Here is a 23,114-nt window from a genome sequence, read left to right as displayed (position 1 = left end):
ACAGTTAACTAATAACTTCCTTATACTTATAAACAATATTTTCCAATTAGAATGTGAATTGATTCGCACCCTAATTGGAAAATATAAAGGTAGCTTAAAGCTCAACACTTAATTTACTTTGTACCTCCCCATTCTTTGCTTTGTTGGATTTTGGTATTATCCATTTCTAACAAAGGAATAGGTAAAATCTCATGTTTCCCAGCTTGGAAACCACGACTACCCAATACTTGAGGTGCAATTTTCCAACGGACTAAGTCAAACCAACGGTGACCTTCACCAGCCAATTCCAAGCGACGTTCTTTGATGATATTGTCAAGCGTAGCAGCTATATTACCAGTTGTACTTTTGTAGGCACGATTACGAACGGCATTCAATAGCGTAGCAGCACGTTTTAAATCACCTCCACCTCTAATCAAGGCTTCAGCTTCGAGTAAATACGTATCTGCCAATCGAATTTCGTACATATTTTGTGGGAAATTCAACTCCATATTTCCTGCACCTGTCCATTTGAAAGAGTTACGACCTGCAAATTTTTCCAAGAAATAACCAGTATTCATATAACCTTTTTCATAACCAGCAATACCGTTTTTCTCCAAGCTATCCAAGTTAGCAATTGTCGAATTTAAACGTGGGTCGTAGTGCATGGCATTAAATAAATCTGGGGTAACCACCAAAAAACTCCAACCTGAAACATAGTCAGGAGCATCAGATTTTAATGAACGATAGCCACGTGGTCCTACCAAAATATTCAACAAGTTTCCTTCTGTACAAGCCACACAGTTCCAGTTTCCTGCTGAAGTATTGGTGTAGGCAATCTCAAAAATTGATTCGCTGTTGTACTTGTTGGTCACTTTCCATAAGTCAGAAAAGTTATTGAGCAACTTATACCCATATTGATTTGAACCACCAGGAGTTCCGTTAACTAGAGCAAATTCTGAAGCAGCATCAGTAAATTTCTCTTGTTGTAAATACACTTTACCCAAAAGAGCGTGAGCTGCACCTTGCGTAGCACGCCCGCCTTCAGTAGCCACAGGAATAGTAGCAGGAAGGTCTGTCAATGCTTCTTTCAAGTCTTTTTCAATCTGCGCATATACTTCTGTAGGAGCAGCCTGCATAACATTGTACATCTGACTAGCCTCTACAGGTTTTGTAAATAGTGGAATATTTTTGAAAAGACGCACTAAATCGAAATAGAAATAAGCTCTCAAAAACTTCCCTTCAGCCGTATAGCGCTTCTTCAAGGTTTCGTCCATTGGAACGCCAGGGAGCTTGGTAAGGATGGTATTGGCACGAAAGATACCCGAAAATCCTTTTCTCCATAATTCTCCCTGTGGACCACGGTCAGGTGTTAAAGTATAGTTAGAGATTACTTGAAAGTCTGAAATATCATTTGGTCCGCCACCACCAGCATAGTGGTCGTCTGAAGCGGCATTCATAGCACCTACTTTAGTGACATAACCGCCTCCTTGCCAACCAACTACATCGTAAGCTGCCACTAATCCGTTGAACGCTTCGGTTTGGTTACGGTAATAGTTGGCTTCGAGGTTGGTTCCTTTGGGAGTTACCTCCAAAAATTCAGTGGTACAAGCCGATAATAACTGGCTACCAATGAGTAATGTTGCGATATATTTTTTTATTGACATTTTGTTGAATTTTGAATTGTTAAGTACTAAGTATTAATGCAAAATAGAATTGCATTAATACGCTTTAAGCTGTAAGCATTAGGCAAAAGAACTTAAATTATTTCATGAGAAATTCTTTTCAACTTTTAGCCTACAGCATAAAGCCTAGAGCTTAATGCAGGTAAAATTCTTTTTATTTTACCCACTAACTTAAGTAGAAGGAAAGGTTATGTTAATGATATATCTGCCGTGTAAATTTATGTTATCATATTGATTATGAATAAATTACAATAACTGATATACTTTTAACTGATAACCTCTGTTAAAATCCTAAATTTAAACCTACCATCCATGAGCGTGCTTGTGGATAGATACCACGGTCGATACTCATAACACCACCACCGATTTCAGGATCATAGCCACTATATTTAGTGATTGTCAAGAGGTTTTGACTCATCACATACAATCTTGCCTTGCTCAAGCCCATTTTGCTTGAAATAGCTTGTGGTAAAGTATAACCCAATTGAAGTGTTTTGATGCGGAAATAATCACCATCTTCAAGGTAGAAATTAGAAGGGTTACCAAAGTTTTTGTTAGGGTCGCCATTTACGACTCTAGGCATGCTATTAGTAGATCCTTCGCCTGTCCAGCGTTCTAAGATTTTGGTTGACCAGTTGGCATTTGCAATGTCCAAACGACGCAAACCTTGGAAGATTTTGTTACCACCTGCACCTTGTCCAAACAATACAAAGTCAAAGTTTTTGTAGCCTAAATTAACCGTAAAACCATACGTTACTGTTGGCATTGGGTTGCCTAAGAATACACGGTCTTTTTCGGTAATGACACCATCACCATCTGTATCTTGCCATTTAAAATCGCCTGGTTTGGCATTTGGCTGAATCTTTTTACCATCTTTGGCATAAGCTTCAACTTCTCCTTGATTTTGGAAAACCCCCAATGTCTGGAAACCAAAGAACGAGTTGATTGGCTGACCAATTGCCGTACGAGTAATAGGATAGGTACTTGCTTGGAATGACTGACCGCCTGACAAATAAGCAATTCCGTTTCCTAGGTTTGTAACTTCGTTTTTGATAAATGAAGCGTTACCATTTACGGAGAAGTTGACCTGACCGATTTTTTTACGATAACCTAATTCAATTTCAAAACCTGTATTTTGCATATCTGCTACGTTGGCTGCTGGGTTTGAAATAGCTCCTACATAACTTGGGATACGTGGGTTTTGAAGAATGTTTTTCGTTGTTTTCTGGAAAAACTCTAAAGTCAAAGATAGATTATTGAACAAAGTTGCATCGATACCAATGTTCGCTTGACTCGTTTGTTCCCATTTCAAATCTGGGTTGGCTGGCGCGTTTGGACTATAACCAATAATATAGCTTCCTGAGTTACCAATAGCGTAATTACGACCGCTTCCGATTGTAGATAAGAAAGCAAAATCACCAATAGCATCGTTTCCTACAACACCATATCCACCACGAACTTTCATAAAGTTGACAAAGGTATTTGTTGGGAAAAAGGCCTCACGAGAGGTAACCCAACCTACTGAAACAGAAGGGAAAATACCATATTTGTTGTTAGCGCCAAAGCGTGAAGAACCATCGCGACGAACCAAACCTTGAATCAAATATTTTTCATCAAAACTATAATTCAAACGGGCAAACAATGAAGATACGTTGTGCAACTGACCTTCGCCTGAATCCGAAGAACGTTGGTCATTTGGTACTTTGAAGTTCATCGATGCATCATTGAAATTATCTACAGGGATATTATAGAAGGTAACACTCGTCGAATAAGTTCTATTTTCTGAATAAGCACCTTGACCTAACAACACGCTCATATTGTGTTTTTGAATATCACGTGTGTAAGAAACAGTGTTTTCTAAGTTCCAGTCAAAGCGAGAGTTTAAACCACGGTTATACGAAGTTTGCGACGTGATGTTTGAAGAGTTTAACCAAGAAATAGGCGTAAAGCTTTCATTGCCATAATACGCTACCTTTGAGCCAACAGTTGAGCGAATTTTTAATCCTTGAATAGGACTAATTTCTAAATAAGCATTACCAACAATGTTATCACTCCATCCGTAATTGCCCAAACGTGTAGAGATATACGCCAATGGGTTAATCATTTCTTGTCCTACAGCCGTCGAAATTCCATAAGGAAAGCCATTGGCATCACGACGAATCCCTGTATTTGTGTATGGTGGGGCATTGTAAATAGCTGGGTCTGTAACCACAGCAGCAGTAATAGGGTCGAGGTTGATAGCAGAACTTAAAGGACCACCAAATTCAGAGTTTGTATTTCCCAAACCAACAGATTTGTCATGTGCATAGCCTAAGTTCTGACCAAAAGTTACATATTTTGAAATTTTGTGAGTGCTATTCAAACGGATATTGGCACGTGTGTATTTCGAAATATCTGTAGCTACAATACCTTCTTGGTCAAGGTAGCCAAAAGAAGCATAGTAAGTCGAACGCTCACTACCTCCACTCAAACTAAGCTCATGATTCTGACGACGAGCACTATTATTAAAAATCAAAGCTTGCCAGTCTGTACCCGTACCATATGATTGAGGATTAGCATATACTGGTTGCGCACCAGCATTTACGGCAGACTCATTACGGATTGTCGCATATTGCGTAGCATTCAGTAAATTGAGTTTTTTAGCAGGTGACGAAATACCATAAAAACCATTGTAGCTCACTTGTAACTTACCCGCCTTTCCTTTTTTCGTAGTAACCAAAATTACCCCAGCGGCAGCCCTAGCTCCATAAATAGCCTGTGAAGCAGCATCTTTTAATACTTCAATCGATTCGATGTCTGATTGATTCAAATAACCAATACCACCATTGTCGATTACCACTCCATCCACTACCCAAAGAGGGTCGTTATTATTGAGTGTTGTTACACCACGTACACGTACTGTTGCCCCAGAACCTGGCTGACCAGAACTAGAAGCAATCGTTAAACCCGAAGTACGACCTTGTAATGCTTCCTCCACACGGTTGATAGGCATAGTCTGTAAGTCAGAAGCCTTAACCGACGAGATAGCACCCGTTACCACACTTTTCTTTTGAGCACCATAACCTACCACAACCACCTCATCGAGCTTGTTGATGGCTTCTTCCATCACAAAATTGATGACAGTAGTAGTAGCTTTGACACTCACACTTTGAGCTGATGCGCCCAAATAGTTGGCTACCAAAATAGCTCCTTGGTTTGCCGAAATACTGTAGCGTCCCAACGAGTCGGTAATTGTAGCCTTCGCTGTTCCCATAATAGATACACTGGCGCCAATCAATGGTTCTCCAGAGTTTTTAGAGGTAACTTTACCAGTAACTCTAATACCTTGAGCTAGGAGTGTATTCACGCTACCCAAGAGTAAAAGAATACTAAAAATTAGTAGATGTTTTTTCTGCATTTTGCAAAAGCATTTTGGAGTATAATGAAAAAGAATTGGATTAATCCGATAATGATAGGCTTATCGAACTGCTTTTCGCTTTTGCAAAAGTAGGAGGAAGAACTTCAAATAGTCCAATTAGGTGTTACTACATTACCACTACAAAACCTTTCATTTTGCTCTAAAAGGCATTTTTTACCCCAACATTACCCCAACATGGTAAGTTAAAGTACAAAAAAGATTCATTTATAATAGAAAAACTTGTATTAAAAAGAGTGGAGGAAAATACAAAGTAAGGAGGAAGGAAAGGATGTATTTAAGCGTATTCAAACATCAGATTTCGGCTTGGTATTTTGCGATGGCTAGAGGAAGTTTTTGGGAGAGTAAGCGTTGCCAACTCTTCTGTAAAATAGCATACGGAATCAGGTTTTTAAAACCAATAAATCCTTCTTGTTTGAGTTTCAATAATGTTTGATTAGTGGATTGAGTTTGCAGAGTCCAAGTGATGGTGGTTGCGAGTTGGTGTTGTTCATGGGCGAGTATTCCCTGCCAAGTGTAGCTTATTTCGGAATACTGTTTTAGTTTGAGAATTTGGCAGGAGATCAACCCATCAAAACCAAGTTTTACCCGTGATTTGGTTTTAAACTGGAATTCTCTACCTTTTTCAGGCGTAATGTTGTTGGGCATGAGCCATTCGGACAAAAGACTAGGATTGGTCAAGAAGCTCCAGACGGTTTCAGGTGTTGCCGCCAATTGCGTTTCGATGGTGATAGTTTTGTTTATCATATCAAGGTGGATGCAATAAGTTAAAGGTAGTATGTGACATTTCCTCTAATATGAGAAATTATTCTATTCATGAATAATAATCCCCCTAGTTTTTAATGAATAAATTGATAAATGGTAAGATTTTAGCCCTAAAATTCCGCAATAAACTATTTTATTGGTTGTTGGTAGATTTCAATTTGGAAGGGGGGAGGAGGGTATGATAGAGGATAAAAGAGATTTTGGTATTGAAAAAAGAAGCGACAATGTAAAAAATGAGTCATCCCAAATTTTTGGGAAATAATAAAAAATGTCTCTTCAACCTTTTCCGAATAGGGTGCGACTTAAGTCGCACCCTATTCGGTTTTCTGTTAGACTTATGAAATAAGGTAAATAACCCAAAGCCTAAAATTAAAATTGCTTATCTACCCCAAGGTATTCAATTTTTGACATGTAAGGAAAGTAAGGCAGTATCTCTATCATTTCCTTACATTTAGCTTCGTCTATATCTTTAAATATAAGAACTGCCTCTTTTTTGGTTACAGAAATATAAAAGCTTTCCAAAATACCTTCGTTCTTCCAAAGATGAACATATTCCATTTCCTTTTTAGGAAGCTCTGGCGTTGATTTGATGGTGTCGATACCACTATCTGACAATGTGATGGAAACAATGATTCTGTACATATTCTGGATGATTTAAAAAGTTATGACTTCGCTGAGTTACTAAACAAAATGTTTTATGCCATAAAATTAGGCAGTCTCAATTGCTAAAAATTGTATCAAATCACTTTTTTGCTTCAGAGTCTAAAGAGTATCTACCATTTCAATATCCATTTTTTCAATGAAGTGCTGAATTGCTTGTCTTTGGTTTGATATTTTAGTTTCGGTCTTGGTCATACTGAAATTCTACTTTATTGATTTGAAGCATTGTTTTATCAATTTAAAAACCTCTTCATAATAATCTGTTGGACTATTTTTCAGTAATTGTAATTTTGCTTCGCTCTCTTCAATTTTATCAGGAGCAAATTGATGAGATTCATAATTTCTTATATCATAGACTAATGAAACTTTGTTGTGAGCAATGTATTTTATTCCCAAATATGTTTGAATTGAATTACACTTAGTTCTGAAAGGCATTGTTTTTACACCTTTGTATATTGCTATATAGCTTAATTGAGAATATTGCCTTGTTGGGTTGGCTTCTTCGAACAAAATTAGTTCTGGTTCAAATAGATTAAGGATTCCTTCCAATTGAACAATTAAATATTTAGAGGCTAAACGATGGTCTTCTTTTTTTAAACTTAATTCAAAGAGTTCCAAATTTTTGATTAAAACTTTTTTTAATTCTGTAAGCGTTAGATTTGTAGTTGGAAAATCATTGTAAAAGTGCGAAGCTCTTTTCTCTATTATGCTATCAATTATATCAAACTTATTAGTTACTCTGGTTACTTGGTCAATTATAGTTTCAGTATCCGCTTTTATTGGAATTAGTTCATCACAGCATTCAGATTTACTATTTACTTGTTTTTTCTTTTGAATTTCTGTTTGACTTAATTTTTGAAACAAGGCTTTAGATGCAACTACATCTTGATGATTAGAACCAAGCTCCGCTTCCAACTTGTCAATTTCAAGTTGGACAGACATCATAAATTTTAGTTTCTGTGCATCCATTAAATACCGTATTGTTTTATAGCTGTTTCTATTCCCTTCTTTTCCCACGTTTGCAATAATTCAAGGAGTGATAAAGCGGAATTACTTGGTGTTGAAATGTGATTAGAGTGATTTTTTGGGCTATTCACTGCACTATACAATTCATCAAAACTCATTTTTTGTTTTAAGAATATTTCATCTTTAGCACCTCTAACCATACCCAAGAACAAAATTTTTCCGTAGAGGTAATTATAAAATTGAGGAGTTACACCGCCATATCTTAAAAAGCCCTTTTTCTCAGGAAATTGAGTTAAGAATTTTTGCTGTGTTGCATCAGTTCCAAATTTTTTCCAACACATTAACCAGAAACGAACATCTTTTAAATACTTTCTATCGACATTGCTCTTTCTATTTACAATTATGCCTGTTACAGATTGCCTTTCGCTTCCTTCTTGAAGTCTTTCTTTTTCAAAATTAATTTTGAATTTCTCTTGGACTTCTATTATGTCTATTATTTTTTTCTTAAATGACTCATTAAAGACTGGCTTATTTGATGAAAACGTGATATCGTCAGCATATCTTGAATAAGTTGCATTTATACTTTTAGCAAACTTGTAAAGTTTTTTGTCGAGGCGTTGGCAAACTAAATTTGTAAGTGTTGGAGATGTTGGTGCACCTTGTGGCAAACAACCATTATCGCAACAAAGGTTTGCTATGAGATAACCCAAATAACCTTTCCCCTTTTGCTCCGAAGTTTTCTTTTTTTCTGTATTTGAGTTAATTTCATTCGCATCAGTTAAATAAAATGGTGCTAAACCTAATACAGTTTTAATTCTTCTAAATTCTGTACTTGGAAAAAAGTCTTTCAAATCTGTATTAAAAACAAATTGTTTTCCGATATGCACTTTAGCATTATCAACAATGCTCTTTCTAGGAACAAAACCTGTAGCGGTAAAATGAGGAGTAAAAACAGCATTCAATATTTCGTTGATACATTTTTGAATGGTTTTTAACTTGTAGCGTGGTGCTGAAATTGGTCTTTCACCACCACTTTTCTTTTTTATTGTAAACTGTTTGTATCTATTGGCGGATTTAAAAGCATAATAATTTAAGTGCTTTATCTCAATTATGATAGTTGTTTTTTTGCTACGTTTTGGAAACTTCAAGGCATACACCCAACTTAACAGTTGAGCCAACTCCTCAACGGTCTCCATTTTCGCAAAGCGAACTTTTATTTCTTCTATATTTTCAGGCGTTAATCGCATATTGTTTTTTAAAAAAGAAGTGCCAACTGATTTTCTTTATGGATGAATCCATCATAAATTTAATGATGTCAATATTTATTCATATTTTATTATAATATATTAATTACTGATATATCCAATAACTAAATGTTCATTATAGCTCAATGCTGAACAATGAAAATAACTACCATTTAAACAGCCATTGCTGGCCGACATTGCAAATCGCAATGAACAGTTCAAAATCATTTTGTTGGCACTTCAAAGAACAAATTTATCACTTAATAAATAACTCTGAATGTCAAATTCAGTCTTTCTCCAATTTTCAATGCAGTCTTGGGAACTTGATGTTGCCAAAAATGTTGTGTTGCACCACCCATCACCAAAAAAGTACCGTGTTTTAACTCCACTTCAAATTTCTCTTTGTGGTCGTCAATTCTCCTTAGTTGAAATTTTCGGGTCGCACCAAAGTTCACAGAACCGATAATTGGATTTTTTCCTAATTCCTTTTCTGCATCTGTGTGCCAACCAACGTAATCCTGTCCGTCACGGTAACGATTAATCAACACACTTGAAAATTTTACTTTTGCTTCAACTTCGATTTTTTCCTTTATCAGCAAAAGCTCATCAGTCCAAGGTAATGGATTAAGTGTAATTCCAGAGTAGGTGTATGGCTTGTTGTTATCGCCATACCAAGCAGATAGGCGTGGTAATGGTAATTCCTTTCCGTACATCATTATCTTGTCTTGCTTCCATTCTATAGTTTTTAAAAGCGTTTTGAAGATTCTATCACTTTCCGCTTTATCGAAAAACGAAGGATGATAAAGCAATTCAGCATCTTGCAATTTGATTATTGGATTGGGGGGGGCAATTGTTTGCCCGAATAGATCCGCTTGAATGTTCTTCTCCATATCTTGTAAATTTAATTATTTATAGGTTCGTTTTGAAAATGTATTCCACTCTTGAAATTGACTTTGTTACCTTCCTCATTGCACTTGGTCGGAAAACTTCGGTAACAATGGAACTGCCGTTTGATGATAATAAATTTGACTGACCAAACATTTTGTAAAAGGTCCGTAATCTGAGTCCATTTATTGGGCTTACGCAAACAAAATAATTCAAGCCGTCAAAGTTACTTGTTACATTTTTTAAAACTTGATTCAAGTCTAAAGTATGTATGTCAAGCACATTAGAAAAAAGATGAATTTTAATTTTTCCGCTTGCCTGACAACCTTTAATTGAAAGGCGGGTATCAGCCTTTTTATTTATTGAAAAGGTTTGTGGCTTTGGCTTTCTTTGATAGATAGCATCAATGTGCTCTAATCCTCTTTGTAAAGCCATTGCAGATGGCTCAATTAAAGTGAACTTTGATAAATCAAGTTTGATGTTGTTATTCTTGATAAAGTCGATAAGCACACAAGATGCAAATGCTTGTCCACAACCCCAGTCAATAATTTCAGCCGATTTGTTGTTAAAATCTTCTTTGCCGAATAGTGAAGCGAAAGCAAGGTCTAGTTTGTGTTGGTGCATATCAGCGTATGAGGCTAAATAGGTGTTGAGTTGCTCGGCTGTTTGCAAAATGGCAGTACCATTTCCAAGTTGGCTATAATATCTTGAATATCCATCAACTGGGAATTGTTGGATGTTGAACTCACAAATTGCTTTGAAAGTTGGGTTTACTGCGATTGCAGATTTCACATTGGTTGCGTAATTGGTGCTCATATTTCCCATATTTTGTTTTAAATATTGATTAGATGATGCAAAGATGAAACCTATGTGTTCAGTCAAACTGAACTGATAAGTTTCCGTTTTCTTTGTTTTTTAATTGTTTGTTTGATTACGATGCAAACAAACAATATATTTGTTCAGGCAAACTGAACAGATATGTCAATAAATAAAAAAGCTTTAACACGCTATCTTGCTTACGATAGGTGTTTACGGAATACAGGAGCCAAATACACTTGGCAACGGTTAATAGATGAAGCTAACAAAGCCCTATTAGAAGAAGGGTTGGAAGGTATTGGGAAAACTCAATTTTATGCTGATATGCAGTATATGGAATTGTCGGAATGGAAAGCACCGATAGAGAAATACAAAGACGGTCGAACTGTATATTTCAAATATTCGGATCCTGCTTATTCCATAAATAACCAACCTTTAAATGAAACAGAAGCTAAGCAGTTAAAGTCTGCGTTGCAAGTATTGTCGAGGTTTAAGGGTATTCCGCAATTTGAGTTTATCAATGAAATTATTCCAGCCATTGAATCTAAACTTGGTTTGGTTAGTCTTGAAAGAGAAATTATGTCATTTGAGAGTAATTTAGATTATGAAGGTTCAAAATTTATTACGCCTTTATTCAATGCTATTGTAAACAAACGGTCTTTGACCGTTGAATATCAAGATTTCAAAAGTCCATTGCCTTATTCAATAGCTTTTCACCCATATTACTTGAAACAATACAATAACCGTTGGTTTGTCTTTGGTTATAACGAGTTTACAAAAAGCGAATACTGGAATATGGCTTTAGATAGAATTAAAACTATTGAGGAGTCTAAGACAAAATATATTGAAACAGAAGTTGATTGGGAGGACTATTTTTATGATTTAATAGGCGTTACTAAAAAAGTCGATGATGAGTTACAAACTATCAAGTTGTGGTTTTCTCCTAGTCAAGCCCCGTATGTCGTAACGAAACCAATACATCCAACACAAAAAAGTAAGAATACAGAAGATGGTCTTGAAGTTACCATTAGTGTTGTCCCAAATTATGAGTTAGAAAAGTTGATTTTGTCGTTTGGTGAAACTGTCAAAGTGTTAAGTCCAAAGTCATTTCAAGAGACAATATTAAGTCGTATTAATAAATCTACTTCTCTGTATTGGTAGGTGTTTGATTTGAGTGGTACTTTGTAGAAGTTTTCACTTTTCATAAGCTTTCATAACAAATGCTGTTGGTTGGTTAAACAGTTGCCCTCAAATGAGATACAAAGAGCATTTAACCATCATAGTTGACATTTGTAACCGCTTAACAAAAAAAAGGCCTCTTCCCGTAGAAAGAGGCCTTTGATTTATAAGCAGAAATTGATTACATCATTCCGCCCATTCCGCCACCGTGTGGAGCTGCTGGAAGGTCTGCTGCTGGTTTGTCAGCAATCACACATTCAGTAGTCAACAACAAGCCAGCGATTGAAGCTGCGTTTTCAAGAGCCAAACGAGTTACTTTAGTTGGGTCAATGATACCAGCAACTAACATGTTTTCGTATTTGTCTTCACGAGCGTTGTAACCAAAGTCACCTTCGCCAGCTTTCACTGCGTTGATTACTACAGAACCTTCACCACCTGCGTTAGAAACGATCGTTCTCAATGGAGCTTCGATAGCCTGACGGATGATGTTGATACCAGTAGTTTGGTCATCGTTTTCACCTTTCAAACCGTCCAATGAAGAGATAGCACGGATTAAAGCTACACCACCACCTGCTACGATACCTTCTTCTACAGCAGCGCGAGTTGCGTGTAAAGCATCGTCAACACGGTCTTTCTTCTCTTTCATTTCTACTTCAGTAGCAGCACCGATGTAAAGAATAGCAACACCACCTGACAATTTAGCCAAACGTTCTTGCAATTTCTCACGGTCATAATCAGAAGTAGTGTTCTCGATTTGAGCTTTGATTTGGTTTACACGAGCTTGGATACCATCTGAAGAACCAACACCGTTTACAACAGTTGTGTTGTCTTTGTCGATGATGATTTTTTCAGCTTGTCCTAAATATTCGATAGTAGCGTGCTCTAATTTGAAACCACGCTCTTCTGAAATTACAGTACCACCAGTCAAGATAGCGATGTCTTCCAACATAGCCTTACGACGGTCACCGAAACCTGGCGCTTTAACAGCAGCAACTTTCAATGCACCACGGATTTTGTTAACTACCAATGTAGCTAAAGCTTCTCCGTCAACATCTTCAGCGATGATCAACAATGGACGACCAGTTTGAGCAACACCTTCCAATACTGGTAACAATTCTTTCATTGAAGATACTTTCTTCTCAGAAATCAAGATGAATGGACGCTCTAATTCAGCTTCCATTTTCTCAGTGTTTGTTACAAAGTATGGAGACAAATAACCACGGTCAAACTGCATACCTTCTACAGTTTTAACTTCAGTTTCAGTACCACGAGCTTCTTCAACAGTGATTACACCTTCACGACCTACTTTGTCCATCGCGTTAGCGATCATGTTACCAATTTCAGCATCAGAGTTAGCAGAGATCGTAGCAACTTGAGCGATTTGGTTTGAAGTTTCGATAGCTTTAGATTGAGATTTCAATGAACCTACAACCGCACTAACAGCTTTGTCGATACCACGTTTCAAATCCATTGGATTTGCACCAGCAGCTACGTTTTTAGAACCGATTGTGTAGATAGCTTGAGCCAATACAGTTGCAGTAGTAGTACCATCACCAGCTTGGTCAGCCGTTTTAGAAGCTACTTCTTTCACCAATTGAGCACCCATGTTTTCAACTGCATCTTCCAATTCGATTTCTTTCGCTACCGAAACACCATCTTTAGTGATTGTTGGTGAACCGAATTTTTTGTCGATGATAACGTTACGACCTTTTGGTCCTAAAGTTACTTTTACTGCATTTGCTAAAGTGTCAACGCCTCTTTTCAATTTATCACGAGCGTCGGTGTCAAAAAATAATTCCTTTGCCATTTTTGTATTGTTTATACTATATGTAACAAGCGCTAAATTTGTTACAATGTTAGATAATTAAAGTTTGAAATGCTTACAGCTAATTGCTAAAGCTTACTGTAAAAACTAAACGATTGCGAAAATATCGCTTTCACGCATGATTAAATAATCTTTTCCTTCAACCGCGATTTCAGTACCAGAGTATTTACCGTATAATACAGTGTCGCCTACTTTAACAGTCAACGGCTCATCTTTCTTGCCAGCACCTACTGCTACTACTGTTCCTTTTTGTGGTTTTTCTTTCGCTGTGTCAGGGATGATAATTCCGAATGCAGTTTTTTCTTCTGCTGCTGCTGGTTCAACTAGAACTCTGTCAGCTAATGGTTTGATACTAACTGTTGACATTTGTTTTTGTAAGAGTTATTTTTTGTTTATGTAAATTTTAGGTCAGAGCCAGCCGCAATTATTAGGTGGCTGACATGGCATCTTTGTACATTTTTTGTGCCATTGGGCATTTTGCTGAAATATTGTCAGGTTTTGGCTTCAAACTATGTCATACTCCACTCATTTGTCAATTCAACCTGAAATTTTGTCTACTATTTTGTACTTATTTTATGACAAATTGACTTCAAACAGGTTTCTTCTTTATGCCAATTTCAAAAAGCTCCCTGAATATTTGTTTTTTTTGACAAAGTTTTTAATTTTAAGTGTAGGTGAAATCGCCAGAAAAATTCATGACTCTACAATACTAGTGCGCCAAGGATTGTAAGAATCATCTATTTCGGATATCGGATGTTGGATTTCGGAATTGTACTCTACTTTTTAAGCTATTTTGTAAAAAATAAAAGTATATTTCTTCATTCTCGAAATCAGAAATCCCAAATCTGCAATAGTTATACTTCAAACTCTACCGCAAGAGTCACCTTTAACTTGATTCACCAATTCACACAATCACCACTTAATTTCAAAAAAGGAGGCCCAAGATGAGAAATTTAGAAAAAGATTGGCTCACCGCAGGTTTAATTGACTTCGAGTACAAAAAATATTTGTTGCTCGCCTATCTACAATCTGTCAAAACTAACTTCAAAGAAAAGAAGCTTTACCCTGACTTGTCTGATTTGCAACGTCATTATGAGTACTCAATGTACTTTAAGGATGGTCTTCAACAAATGGCGAAAAATTTTCCTAAAAGAATTAAAGGATTGGATTCGGATGCTTTGCAAGTCGATTATGAAGAAGTAAAACAGCCTGAAAACGAAGTTATATCCGAAATGCAAAGTATTATGGAATATGCTTTGCCAAAATTTAAGTATTCAATTGAAGAAGGAAAGGAGCTTTTATTAAAGGTCGAAAAAGGGATTTCAATTGCGCCCATTGGTGTTTTGCCTTTGTACAAAAATGAAGGTTATTTGTTTTTGTATGAGCCTTGTATTCAAGAAACACGGATTTATCAATTCAATCTGACCATTTTTGAAAATAACCACGAAAAATGTAGAGGTCTAAAAACCTTCTATGTGGATACTGTTCGTCGTTCGATGGCGAATACTTTCGAAAACATGAAGATTGATTTAGTCAAAAAATATAGACACTTGCCAAACCCTGCCACATTTTTGGTTGAATCTTCAAGTATTTTACCCTTAGAAGAAACCTTTTTGCCAATAGCTCAACGCAAAGTAGTTGAAATGGTATCGGCGGCGTAGATGGAGTTTTGAGTGTTGAATTTTGAGTGCGGAGTTGGGAGTTTTGAGGAATCTTCTTGTGTTGAGCTTAACGCTCAAAATGCAACTAGTTCTTGACTAGACATAATTAACAAAAAAAGTCGAACAAGATTTCTTGCTCGACTTTTTTGTTGTATCCGAACCTACGAAAATTATTTCGCTGGTGCAGGCGCTGGTGCTGGAGTTCCTGAAGCTGGAGCAGCAGGAGCTGGTGCAGGTACAGCCGCTGGAATAGTTTTAGTAGCTGCTTTTTCAACGTTCACCGAGTTGATTCCTTCAGAAGCTGTTGGAGTCAAAAACTTAGAACCCAATGTTAACAAAGCAATTAGAATCGCTCCACCCCAAGTAATTTGTTCAAGTAGGTCGCCAGTGCGTTGTACACCGAACATTTGGCTTGCGCCAGCCGAACCGAATTCACCCGATAAGCCACCTCCTTTAGGGTTTTGCACAAGTACTACGAACACTAACAATACCGCTACGATACAAATAATTACAATAACTGCTCCGAACATTTTTTACTTTTACTTTAAATGTGAATATTTTGTATTTGGGAAATGAATTACTAACGCTGTAAGCAATAGCAGTAGGCATTAGGCCAAATTAAGACATTTTAGACGATAAGCTCAAATCGCAAGCTCATTGCTTTGAGAAGAACTTATTGAATGCTTGAAGTGCTAAATTTAGTCAAGTAAATAAACTCTTCCTACTGTAAGGCCTTAATTTTATCCGCAAAGTACGCTTTTTTTTCTGGGAATTTCAAAATTAATTTTTCATACACCTCTATCGCTTTTTCTTTGCGTCCTTGCATGGTCAAAATTTTGGCATAGCTTTCTGTAACAATATCTTTTTCTACTTTCGTGCTTTTGGCAGATAAATCAACATGACTCACAGGCGAATCCATCTGACTTTTAGAGGTGCGAATCAAGCCTGGGTCTTTTTCAATAAACGAATTGATGATGTCAAGCTGTTTTTGTTGCTTATTCAAAATATCGTCCAACAAGGCATCTTCATAAGAGGCAGAAAAAGCCATTAAATCATGATTTGCAAAGTTTTGCGGTTGTTCTTCTGCCGTTGCTTGTTCTATGATTTTATCAACTTTATTGATGTATTCTACTGTGCTAGGAGAATTTTGAGGAACAAGATTTTCGTTCACAAAACTTCCATTGATAATCTTTCTTAAAGCATTACGGTTGAGGGCATAAATAGCAGCCTTACGAATTTTTTCGTTAGCTAACTCTTCAGCGTAATTCGCATGATAGCCTTTTGCCACTAAGGTATGTGCTAGTTGAAAGAAAGGATATTCCTCCAAAATAGCTTCCAAAGATTCAACATCCTTTTTGGAAACTTCATTGGGGTTGGTCACTAAATATGAAAAAGCTTCTTTAGTCATCGAGAAGTTATTGGTAAAAAGAGTGATGAGTTTTTTGAGTGGTGAGTTGGGAGTTGTGAATTATGAGTTTTGAATTGCCTGTATTTTATAGACAAGCTCTTTATCCCCAAACTATAGTCCTACGATGCTAATGCAAGAGATTGATTACTTGAATATTTTCTTAAATAGATTCACAATTCACAACTCATCACTCACAACTCAAAAGACTCATCACTCAAAAGCTCTTACCACTCTCCAGCGGTTTTGTTAAAAATGTCTAAAACAATTTGGTCAAATATCTTAGGGATTAATTCCTTTTCTACCGCTGCAACGGTTTGATTTTGAGGAAAATCCTGATAGAAAGAAAACTCTTGGTCAAAGTTTTTATTCTCGTCTTTAGCATTGGTAAACTTTACTTGAACTCTGATGGTGAGGCGGTTCAAGCCCCCTTTATCGGATGAACTAGTAGCCTTAGCTTCGACATCATATCCTGTAATACTTCCTTCAAACATCAAATCTGGATTGATGTTCGCCATTTTCAATGAAGTGTTTCGTTGAAAGTATTCTTTCATTTTTTCATTGAAAGTCAAGGTTAGATTGGTTGGTCCACCCGCTGCCTGTGTTGTAAAGTTTTGAATTTGGATGGTTTTCAAATTAGGGTCCAAACTAGCCCCACGAAAAGTATAGCAAGCTTGTAATAAACTTGCTATCCCTACAAAAAGTAATATACCAGAAATTTTCCAGAGATTATTCTTCTTCGATATCATATTGCTTGATTTTGCGGTAAAGCGTTCTTTCGGAAATACCCAAATCCTGTGCTGCGTATTTACGTTTATTTTTATTTTTTCTCAATGCTCTAATAATCATATCTTTCTCTTGTTTTTCTAGAGATAAAGATACTTCCTCAGCTACATGAGTAATATCGTAAACATCGTTGGCAGTATTGTTGTCGTCGAGCGAAATAATTTTTAGCTCATTATCACTTGGCGAAACATTTACACTTTGATAGTTAGGCTGCTCGTAATTGGGAGTACTTGGAGGCAAAATACGGTTGGGATTCATTTCTGGCGCTTGATAACTATGTCCATAATTAGTAGGAATCGTTTCACCTTCTAAACCTTGGAAAAGTGTTTCATGCCCTTTGAGAATATCGCCAGTCATTTCACCATTATTTTTCAGCACCTCCAAAAACATCTTTTTGAGTTCAGTCACATCACGACGCATGTCAAAGAGAATTTTGTAGAGTAATTCTCGTTCACTAAAATTTTCTTTATTTTGTGCCTCAAAATCCTTACGTACAAGCCCATTACCTACTTGCTGTCCACTATTCATTTGTAAATAATGGGTCAACTTGTTGGCATCGACAATACGATCATCAACTTCCAAAATGGAGATTTGATCAGCCAAATTTTTCAACTGGCGGATATTGCCAGGAAACCTTTGTGACAACAAAATATTCTGAGCATCCTGAGTCAATTGGATAGGTTTGATGCGATACTTTTCAGCGAAATCCGTTGTGAATTTTCTGAAAAGTAACTCAATATCTAAACCTCTGTCACGCAATGGAGGCACAAAAATTGGAACGGTATTGAGACGGTAGTACAAGTCCTCACGGAATTTGCCACGCTCTACAGCCTGCATCAAGTTGATGTTTGTGGCCGCTACAACTCTGACATTGGTACGCTGTACTTTTGATGAACCCACTTTAATAAATTCTCCATTTTCGAGTACACGTAACAAGCGAGCTTGAGTACCAAGAGGCATTTCGGCAATTTCGTCCAAGAAAATGGTACCGCCATCGGTCACTTCAAAATAACCTTTACGAGCATCTACTGCACCAGTAAAAGCTCCCTTTTCATGACCAAATAATTCTGAATCAATCGTTCCTTCGGGTATTGCACCGCAGTTTACCGCAATAAACTGACCGTGTTTTCGTGCCGAAACATTATGTATAATTTTTGAGAATGATTCCTTTCCCGAACCACTTTCGCCTGTAATCAGCACGGTCATGTCGGTAGGAGCAACCTGTGCAGCTACTTCGATGGCATGGTTCAAGGCGGGAGAATTGCCAATTATACCAAATCGGGCTTTGATGGATTGTAATTCGGAATTAGTCATATATTTATAAGATTTGGATAGGTTGATTGAGTTGTCATTGAGCGATTGAGTGAGTGGTGATTGAGTGATTAGTTAACGATTATTGTTAATATACTGAATGAAATATTAAACACATCTCGGAAAATATTTAATACAATATTCACTAAATCACCATTCACTCAATCACTAACTAAACTCTAAACCACCGCTTCTCCAATGAGGGTTGCTGCGGTACATTCTTTGATAAGAACGTTTACGTAGTCACCTTTTTGGAAGTTTAATTTAGGGAACACCACCACCTTATTTTGGTCATTGCGTCCTTGTAAGAAATCGTCCGAACGTTTTGAGAAACCTTCCACCAATACTTTCTGAACCTTACCAATTGACATTTGGTTTCTTGCCAATGAGTGTTGTTGTTGAAGGGCAATGATTTCATTTAAACGGCGTTTTTTCACGTCTTCAGGAATATCATCTTCCAATTTTTTGGCAGCAGGCGTGCCTGGTCTTTCCGAATAAGCGAACATATAGCCGTAGTCATATTTGACATATTCCATAAGGCTCAAGGTATCTTTATGCTCATCTTCTGTTTCGGTACAGAAGCCTGCAATAAGGTCATGCGAAATACCACACTCTTCGCCCAAAATAGCACGAATCGCATCGATACGGTTCAAATACCACTCACGATCATAAGTACGATTCATGACTTTCAAGACTCTCGAATTACCTGATTGCGCTGGCAGGTGAATATAGTTACAGATGTTATCATACTTTTTCATGGTATGTAGTACTTCATCTGTAATATCTTTAGGGTGTGACGTAGAGAAACGAACACGGAGTTCTGGACTAATCAAAGCCACTCTTTCAAGCAACTGAGCAAAGTTGACAGTCTCACTGCCATCTTCAGATGACCACTTGTATGAGTCTACGTTTTGCCCTAAAAGAGTAACTTCCTTGAAGTTGTTGTCAAATAATTCTTGACATTCTTTTAAGATAGAATGTACATCACGTGAGCGCTCACGACCTCTTGTGAAAGGCACTACGCAGAATGAGCACATATTGTCGCAACCACGCATAATACTTACAAATGCTGTTACGCCATTCGAGTTTAGGCGGACAGGCGTGATGTCTGCATAAGTTTCGTCACGAGAAAGAAATACATTGATAGCTTTTTGACCTTCGTCAACCTCACTGAAAAGGTTAGGTAAATCGCGATAAGAATCTGGACCAGCGACTACGTCAACGATTTTTTCTTCTTCCAAAAATTTCGTTTTCAAACGTTCCGCCATACAACCTAATACACCAACTACAACTTGAGGTTTTTTCTTTTTAAGTGGTGTAAAGTTTTTCAGACGATTTCTCACTTTTTGCTCCGCATTTTCACGAATGGCACAAGTGTTCAACAAGATTACGTCAGCCTCTTCGTATTGGCTTGTTGTAGCATAGCCTTGTTCTTGCAAAATCGAAGTCACGATTTCACTATCCGAAAAATTCATCTGACAGCCGTAACTTTCGATGTATAATTTCTTTTTACTTTCCTTGCCAGTTTCGTCCACTGAAATGCGGGCTACTTCTAACGCTTCTTTGTCTTCGTCTTTGAGTATTTCTAAGCTTCTCATCTTTTGATTAAGAATAATATGATTCGAATAGGGTGTTAGGCGCAATCAGAATACTTTTGCTTCTAATTGACCGCCTCATTCGTTTTAATCTACAAATTTACTGATTTTTCTTGTCAATCCTGCCATTATGTCAGACTTTTGTGGAATTGTGATAATTGTTGATTCTATATCTTAATATGTACAGATTTGACATGATAGTAAAATAGCCTTTTCACAATTTTAGTTCAGCTCCAAAGGTTCATTTAAGGAATTTTAGGAAAATTTAAGCTTTTATCCATTCAATGATGTTGCAATAAGGAGTGAATGTTTTTTCGAAAATAAATTATTGAAAAAACAATTTTGGAATCTCCGCACTCATCATTCATAACTTATACTAATGTCTTATTTTGAAAATTTAACATCTTTATTACAAACTGAGCGAGAAGAAGACCGCACACAATACAAACAACTGACCGAAAGTACTAGTGTAAGTGAGCGTCGAGCCAATGGACTTACGTGGTATCCTGTGGCGATTCGTGGCACAGAGCTGACAAAGGGCGATTATATTAGTGTGGAGTTGGAGCGTACAACACATCATGATTTGGCACATTTGTTTCGCTTTGGTGTTCCTGCAACTTTATTTAGTAACCATAATCCTTCGGATGATAGGATAGAAGGGCTGGTGTCCTATCAAGGTGGCAATAGGTTAAAGCTGACCTTGAGAACTGATGAATTGCCCGACTGGAGTCGCGATGGAAAGTTGGGTATCGATGTCCTTTTTGACGAGAATAGCTATGATGAAATGTTTGCTGCCTTGAAAGTAGCACAAGTACATCTCAATGATAGTAATTCGCCCAAAGCAAACTTGATAAAAGTGCTTACAGGGCAAGCCAAACCTACATTTGATGAATATATTCAGGCTAAACCTAGCATAAAACTAAACGAGTTTCAGAATAAGGCTTTAACAAAAATCCTTCAAGCGCAGGATTTGGCAATTGTTCATGGACCTCCTGGCACAGGTAAAACCACTACCTTGGTTGAAGCCATTCAGCAACTAGCACAAAAAGACCAAGCTCCAATATTGGTAGTTGCTCCTAGTAATGCAGCGGTAGATTTATTGAGCGAAAAGTTGTCTCAAGCTGGGCTCAATGTGTTGCGAGTGGGCAATCCTGCAAGAGTTTCGGATTCTTTGATGGCATTGACTTTGGATGCTAAAATGACGGATCATCCTGCTATAAAAGAAATCAAACGATTTAAGAAGCAAGCGCAGGAGTTCAAAAATATGGCGCATAAATACAAACGTAATTTTGGTAAATCCGAGCGTGACCAACGTAAATTGTTGTTTGAGGAGGCGCATAAAATCATGAAGGAGGTAGAGCGCACGGAGCAATATATGATTGATGATATTTTGACCAAAACTCAAATTGTCACGGCAACGATGGTGGGAGCAAATCATTATACGGTCAGAAAATTGCAGTACAGAACATTAGTGATCGACGAGGCTGGTCAGGCTTTGGAACCTGCTTGTTGGATTGCGATTTTGAAAGCGCAACGTGTGGTATTGGCAGGTGACCATTGTCAGTTGGCACCAACCATCAAATCAAATGAGGCCTCGCAAAAAGGATTAAGTAAAACATTACTAGAAAAATCTGTCGAAACACATCCCGAATCTGTGGTGTTGTTGCAAGAGCAATACCGTATGAATGAGTTGATTATGGGATATTCGTCACAAGTGTTTTATCAGAACTTGCTAAAAGCACATGATTCGGTAGCGCAACAAACCTTGTTTGATGGAGAAATTGCCTTGAATTTTGTAGATACTGCGGGTTGTGGTTTTGAAGAAAAATTAATTGGAACCTCAACCATCAACCCCGAGGAGGCACAATTATTGGTAAAGCACCTTACTCAATTAATAGAAAACTACAAAGCCGATAAACCAGATAGCACCGCACCAAGTATTGCGGTGATTTCGCCTTATAAACAACAAGTGTTAGAGTTACAGCAATTAGTGCAACATTCTGGAATTGAAGAAAGGTATTTGAAAAAGATTTCAGTGAATACCGTTGACAGTTTTCAGGGGCAAGAACGAGATATTGTGTATATCAGTATGGTTCGAAATAATGCAGAAGGGGAAATAGGATTCCTTTCCGACATTCGAAGAATGAATGTGGCAATGACACGAGCAAGAAAAAAGCTTGTGGTTATCGGAGATAGCGCAACTTTGGCACAGTTTGATTTTTATGCAAAATTCATAGAGTATGCAGAGAAGCACGGAGCATATTTAAGTGCGTGGGAGTTTATGTGATTTTTTTACTACTTTTTGAAACTTTGAAAACGAAAAATCAACATTTTTAGGATTGAATGTTGTAAGCCAAAACAGTAAAATTGCTGGCAGAGAGTAAGAAATAATAGTAGAAAGCATATAGTATAGTTAGTGATAGCAAAATATATTCAAATCTACAAAAATATAGCTTTACTTGCATACAAGTAAAGCTATATTTTTATTTCATTTTTGTGTATCTATAAGTAGCATTTGGACATTGGTATATTTCCAAAACTTCTTCGGTTAACTTATTGATATGCCATCCTTTACAGTTAGTGCTGAAACATGAGGCATTTGGGCAAGGTGCTCTAAAACCTGAAAATACTACCCTGTTTTCTACAATCTCAAATTGATTCCCAATATAACCACAGCAATCGTATTCGGCTCCTAGGTGGTTGTTAATCAAAAACTTACTATCCGATGTAAATTCAATATCAGGCAGTAGCATATACGTTTTAATTACTTCCCATTTTTGAGTACTATCATTAAAAATTTCGTAAGTAGGTCGCCACTTACCAATGAGATTTTTAGGCTCAATATCATTCTCATTTTTACATGAGCTAATGAGCATCATAAATACGATTAAAGTACTAAGAAATACTTTCATACATACAGAAGGAAGATACAAATAATGC

The 23,114-nt window shown here is 37.0% G+C and carries 19 protein-coding genes; 3 read left to right on the top strand and 16 right to left on the bottom strand.

What is annotated here, in order from left to right:
* Nucleotides 1-113: 113 nt before the first annotated feature.
* The 8 genes from QM491_RS00730 to QM491_RS00695 form a co-directional block, all read right to left on the bottom strand.
* A complete protein-coding gene (locus tag QM491_RS00730) occupies nucleotides 114-1,643 on the bottom strand; it encodes a RagB/SusD family nutrient uptake outer membrane protein (protein ID WP_166549436.1) in 1,530 nt (509 codons plus the stop codon).
* A gap of 301 nt (nucleotides 1,644-1,944) precedes the next feature.
* Nucleotides 1,945-5,058, bottom strand: coding sequence for a SusC/RagA family TonB-linked outer membrane protein (locus tag QM491_RS00725; protein WP_283325342.1), 3,114 nt, complete (start codon nucleotides 5,056-5,058; stop codon nucleotides 1,945-1,947).
* Between the two features lie 312 nt (nucleotides 5,059-5,370).
* The gene (locus QM491_RS00720) at nucleotides 5,371-5,823 is read right to left on the bottom strand and encodes an SRPBCC family protein (RefSeq protein WP_283325341.1); all 453 of its coding nucleotides are present in this window, start codon (nucleotides 5,821-5,823) and stop codon (nucleotides 5,371-5,373) included.
* A gap of 387 nt (nucleotides 5,824-6,210) precedes the next feature.
* Nucleotides 6,211-6,483, bottom strand: coding sequence for a hypothetical protein (locus QM491_RS00715; RefSeq protein WP_283325340.1), 273 nt, complete (start codon nucleotides 6,481-6,483; stop codon nucleotides 6,211-6,213).
* A gap of 222 nt (nucleotides 6,484-6,705) precedes the next feature.
* A complete protein-coding gene (locus QM491_RS00710) occupies nucleotides 6,706-7,470 on the bottom strand; it encodes a hypothetical protein (protein ID WP_283325339.1) in 765 nt (254 codons plus the stop codon).
* Complete coding sequence (locus tag QM491_RS00705) at nucleotides 7,470-8,714, bottom strand: reverse transcriptase domain-containing protein (protein WP_283325338.1); 1,245 nt, start codon at nucleotides 8,712-8,714, stop codon at nucleotides 7,470-7,472. The genes QM491_RS00710 and QM491_RS00705 overlap by 1 nt, the downstream gene beginning before the upstream one ends.
* Nucleotides 8,715-8,971: 257 nt before the next feature.
* Nucleotides 8,972-9,601, bottom strand: a complete 630-nt coding sequence (locus QM491_RS00700) for an alpha-ketoglutarate-dependent dioxygenase AlkB family protein (RefSeq protein WP_283325337.1) — start codon at nucleotides 9,599-9,601, stop codon at nucleotides 8,972-8,974.
* A 19-nt stretch (nucleotides 9,602-9,620) separates the two neighbouring features.
* Nucleotides 9,621-10,412, bottom strand: coding sequence for a hypothetical protein (locus QM491_RS00695; protein WP_283325336.1), 792 nt, complete (start codon nucleotides 10,410-10,412; stop codon nucleotides 9,621-9,623).
* A 162-nt stretch (nucleotides 10,413-10,574) separates the two neighbouring features.
* On the opposite strand from QM491_RS00695, the gene QM491_RS00690 reads away from it, so the two are divergent.
* Nucleotides 10,575-11,573 (top strand): helix-turn-helix transcriptional regulator, encoded by a 999-nt coding sequence (locus tag QM491_RS00690; RefSeq protein ID WP_283325335.1) that lies wholly within the window; start codon nucleotides 10,575-10,577, stop codon nucleotides 11,571-11,573.
* A 199-nt stretch (nucleotides 11,574-11,772) separates the two neighbouring features.
* Here the strand turns inward: QM491_RS00690 and groL are convergent, their stop codons facing one another.
* Complete coding sequence (gene groL / locus QM491_RS00685) at nucleotides 11,773-13,398, bottom strand: chaperonin GroEL (protein ID WP_095164020.1); 1,626 nt, start codon at nucleotides 13,396-13,398, stop codon at nucleotides 11,773-11,775.
* A gap of 105 nt (nucleotides 13,399-13,503) precedes the next feature.
* The gene (locus QM491_RS00680; RefSeq protein WP_095164021.1) at nucleotides 13,504-13,782 is read right to left on the bottom strand and encodes a co-chaperone GroES; all 279 of its coding nucleotides are present in this window, start codon (nucleotides 13,780-13,782) and stop codon (nucleotides 13,504-13,506) included.
* Nucleotides 13,783-14,360: 578 nt separating this feature from the next.
* On the opposite strand from QM491_RS00680, the gene QM491_RS00675 reads away from it, so the two are divergent.
* Nucleotides 14,361-15,077 (top strand): hypothetical protein, encoded by a 717-nt coding sequence (locus QM491_RS00675; protein WP_283325334.1) that lies wholly within the window; start codon nucleotides 14,361-14,363, stop codon nucleotides 15,075-15,077.
* Between the two features lie 170 nt (nucleotides 15,078-15,247).
* Here QM491_RS00675 and secG read toward each other — a convergent pair whose 3' ends face one another.
* The 5 genes from secG to miaB all read right to left on the bottom strand — a co-directional run bounded on the left by secG (nucleotide 15,248) and on the right by miaB (nucleotide 20,177).
* Entirely contained in the window at nucleotides 15,248-15,607 is a 360-nt protein-coding gene (gene secG / locus QM491_RS00670; protein WP_095164023.1) for a preprotein translocase subunit SecG, read from the bottom strand.
* Nucleotides 15,608-15,798: 191 nt separating this feature from the next.
* Nucleotides 15,799-16,485 carry a DUF8458 domain-containing protein gene (locus tag QM491_RS00665; RefSeq protein WP_283325333.1) on the bottom strand — a complete coding sequence of 229 codons (687 nt, stop codon included), beginning with the start codon at nucleotides 16,483-16,485 and terminating at the stop codon, nucleotides 15,799-15,801.
* Nucleotides 16,486-16,709: 224 nt separating this feature from the next.
* The gene (locus tag QM491_RS00660; RefSeq protein ID WP_283325332.1) at nucleotides 16,710-17,231 is read right to left on the bottom strand and encodes an LptE family protein; all 522 of its coding nucleotides are present in this window, start codon (nucleotides 17,229-17,231) and stop codon (nucleotides 16,710-16,712) included.
* Complete coding sequence (locus QM491_RS00655; protein WP_283325331.1) at nucleotides 17,212-18,582, bottom strand: sigma 54-interacting transcriptional regulator; 1,371 nt, start codon at nucleotides 18,580-18,582, stop codon at nucleotides 17,212-17,214. Before QM491_RS00655 ends, QM491_RS00660 begins: the two co-directional genes overlap by 20 nt.
* Before the next feature lie 176 nt (nucleotides 18,583-18,758).
* Complete coding sequence (miaB, locus tag QM491_RS00650; protein WP_283325330.1) at nucleotides 18,759-20,177, bottom strand: tRNA (N6-isopentenyl adenosine(37)-C2)-methylthiotransferase MiaB; 1,419 nt, start codon at nucleotides 20,175-20,177, stop codon at nucleotides 18,759-18,761.
* A gap of 376 nt (nucleotides 20,178-20,553) precedes the next feature.
* Here miaB and QM491_RS00645 point away from each other — a divergent pair, with 376 nt between their 5' ends.
* A complete protein-coding gene (locus QM491_RS00645; protein ID WP_283325329.1) occupies nucleotides 20,554-22,461 on the top strand; it encodes an AAA domain-containing protein in 1,908 nt (635 codons plus the stop codon).
* 196 nt (nucleotides 22,462-22,657) lie between these two features.
* Here the strand turns inward: QM491_RS00645 and QM491_RS00640 are convergent, their stop codons facing one another.
* Nucleotides 22,658-23,086 carry a hypothetical protein gene (locus tag QM491_RS00640; RefSeq protein ID WP_283325328.1) on the bottom strand — a complete coding sequence of 143 codons (429 nt, stop codon included), beginning with the start codon at nucleotides 23,084-23,086 and terminating at the stop codon, nucleotides 22,658-22,660.
* Nucleotides 23,087-23,114: the final 28 nt, after the last annotated feature.

The organism is Flectobacillus longus (assembly GCF_030056705.1).
Classification (GTDB): Bacteria; Bacteroidota; Bacteroidia; order Cytophagales; family Spirosomataceae; genus Flectobacillus; species Flectobacillus longus.
This window is presented reverse-complemented; position numbering and strand designations above follow the sequence as displayed.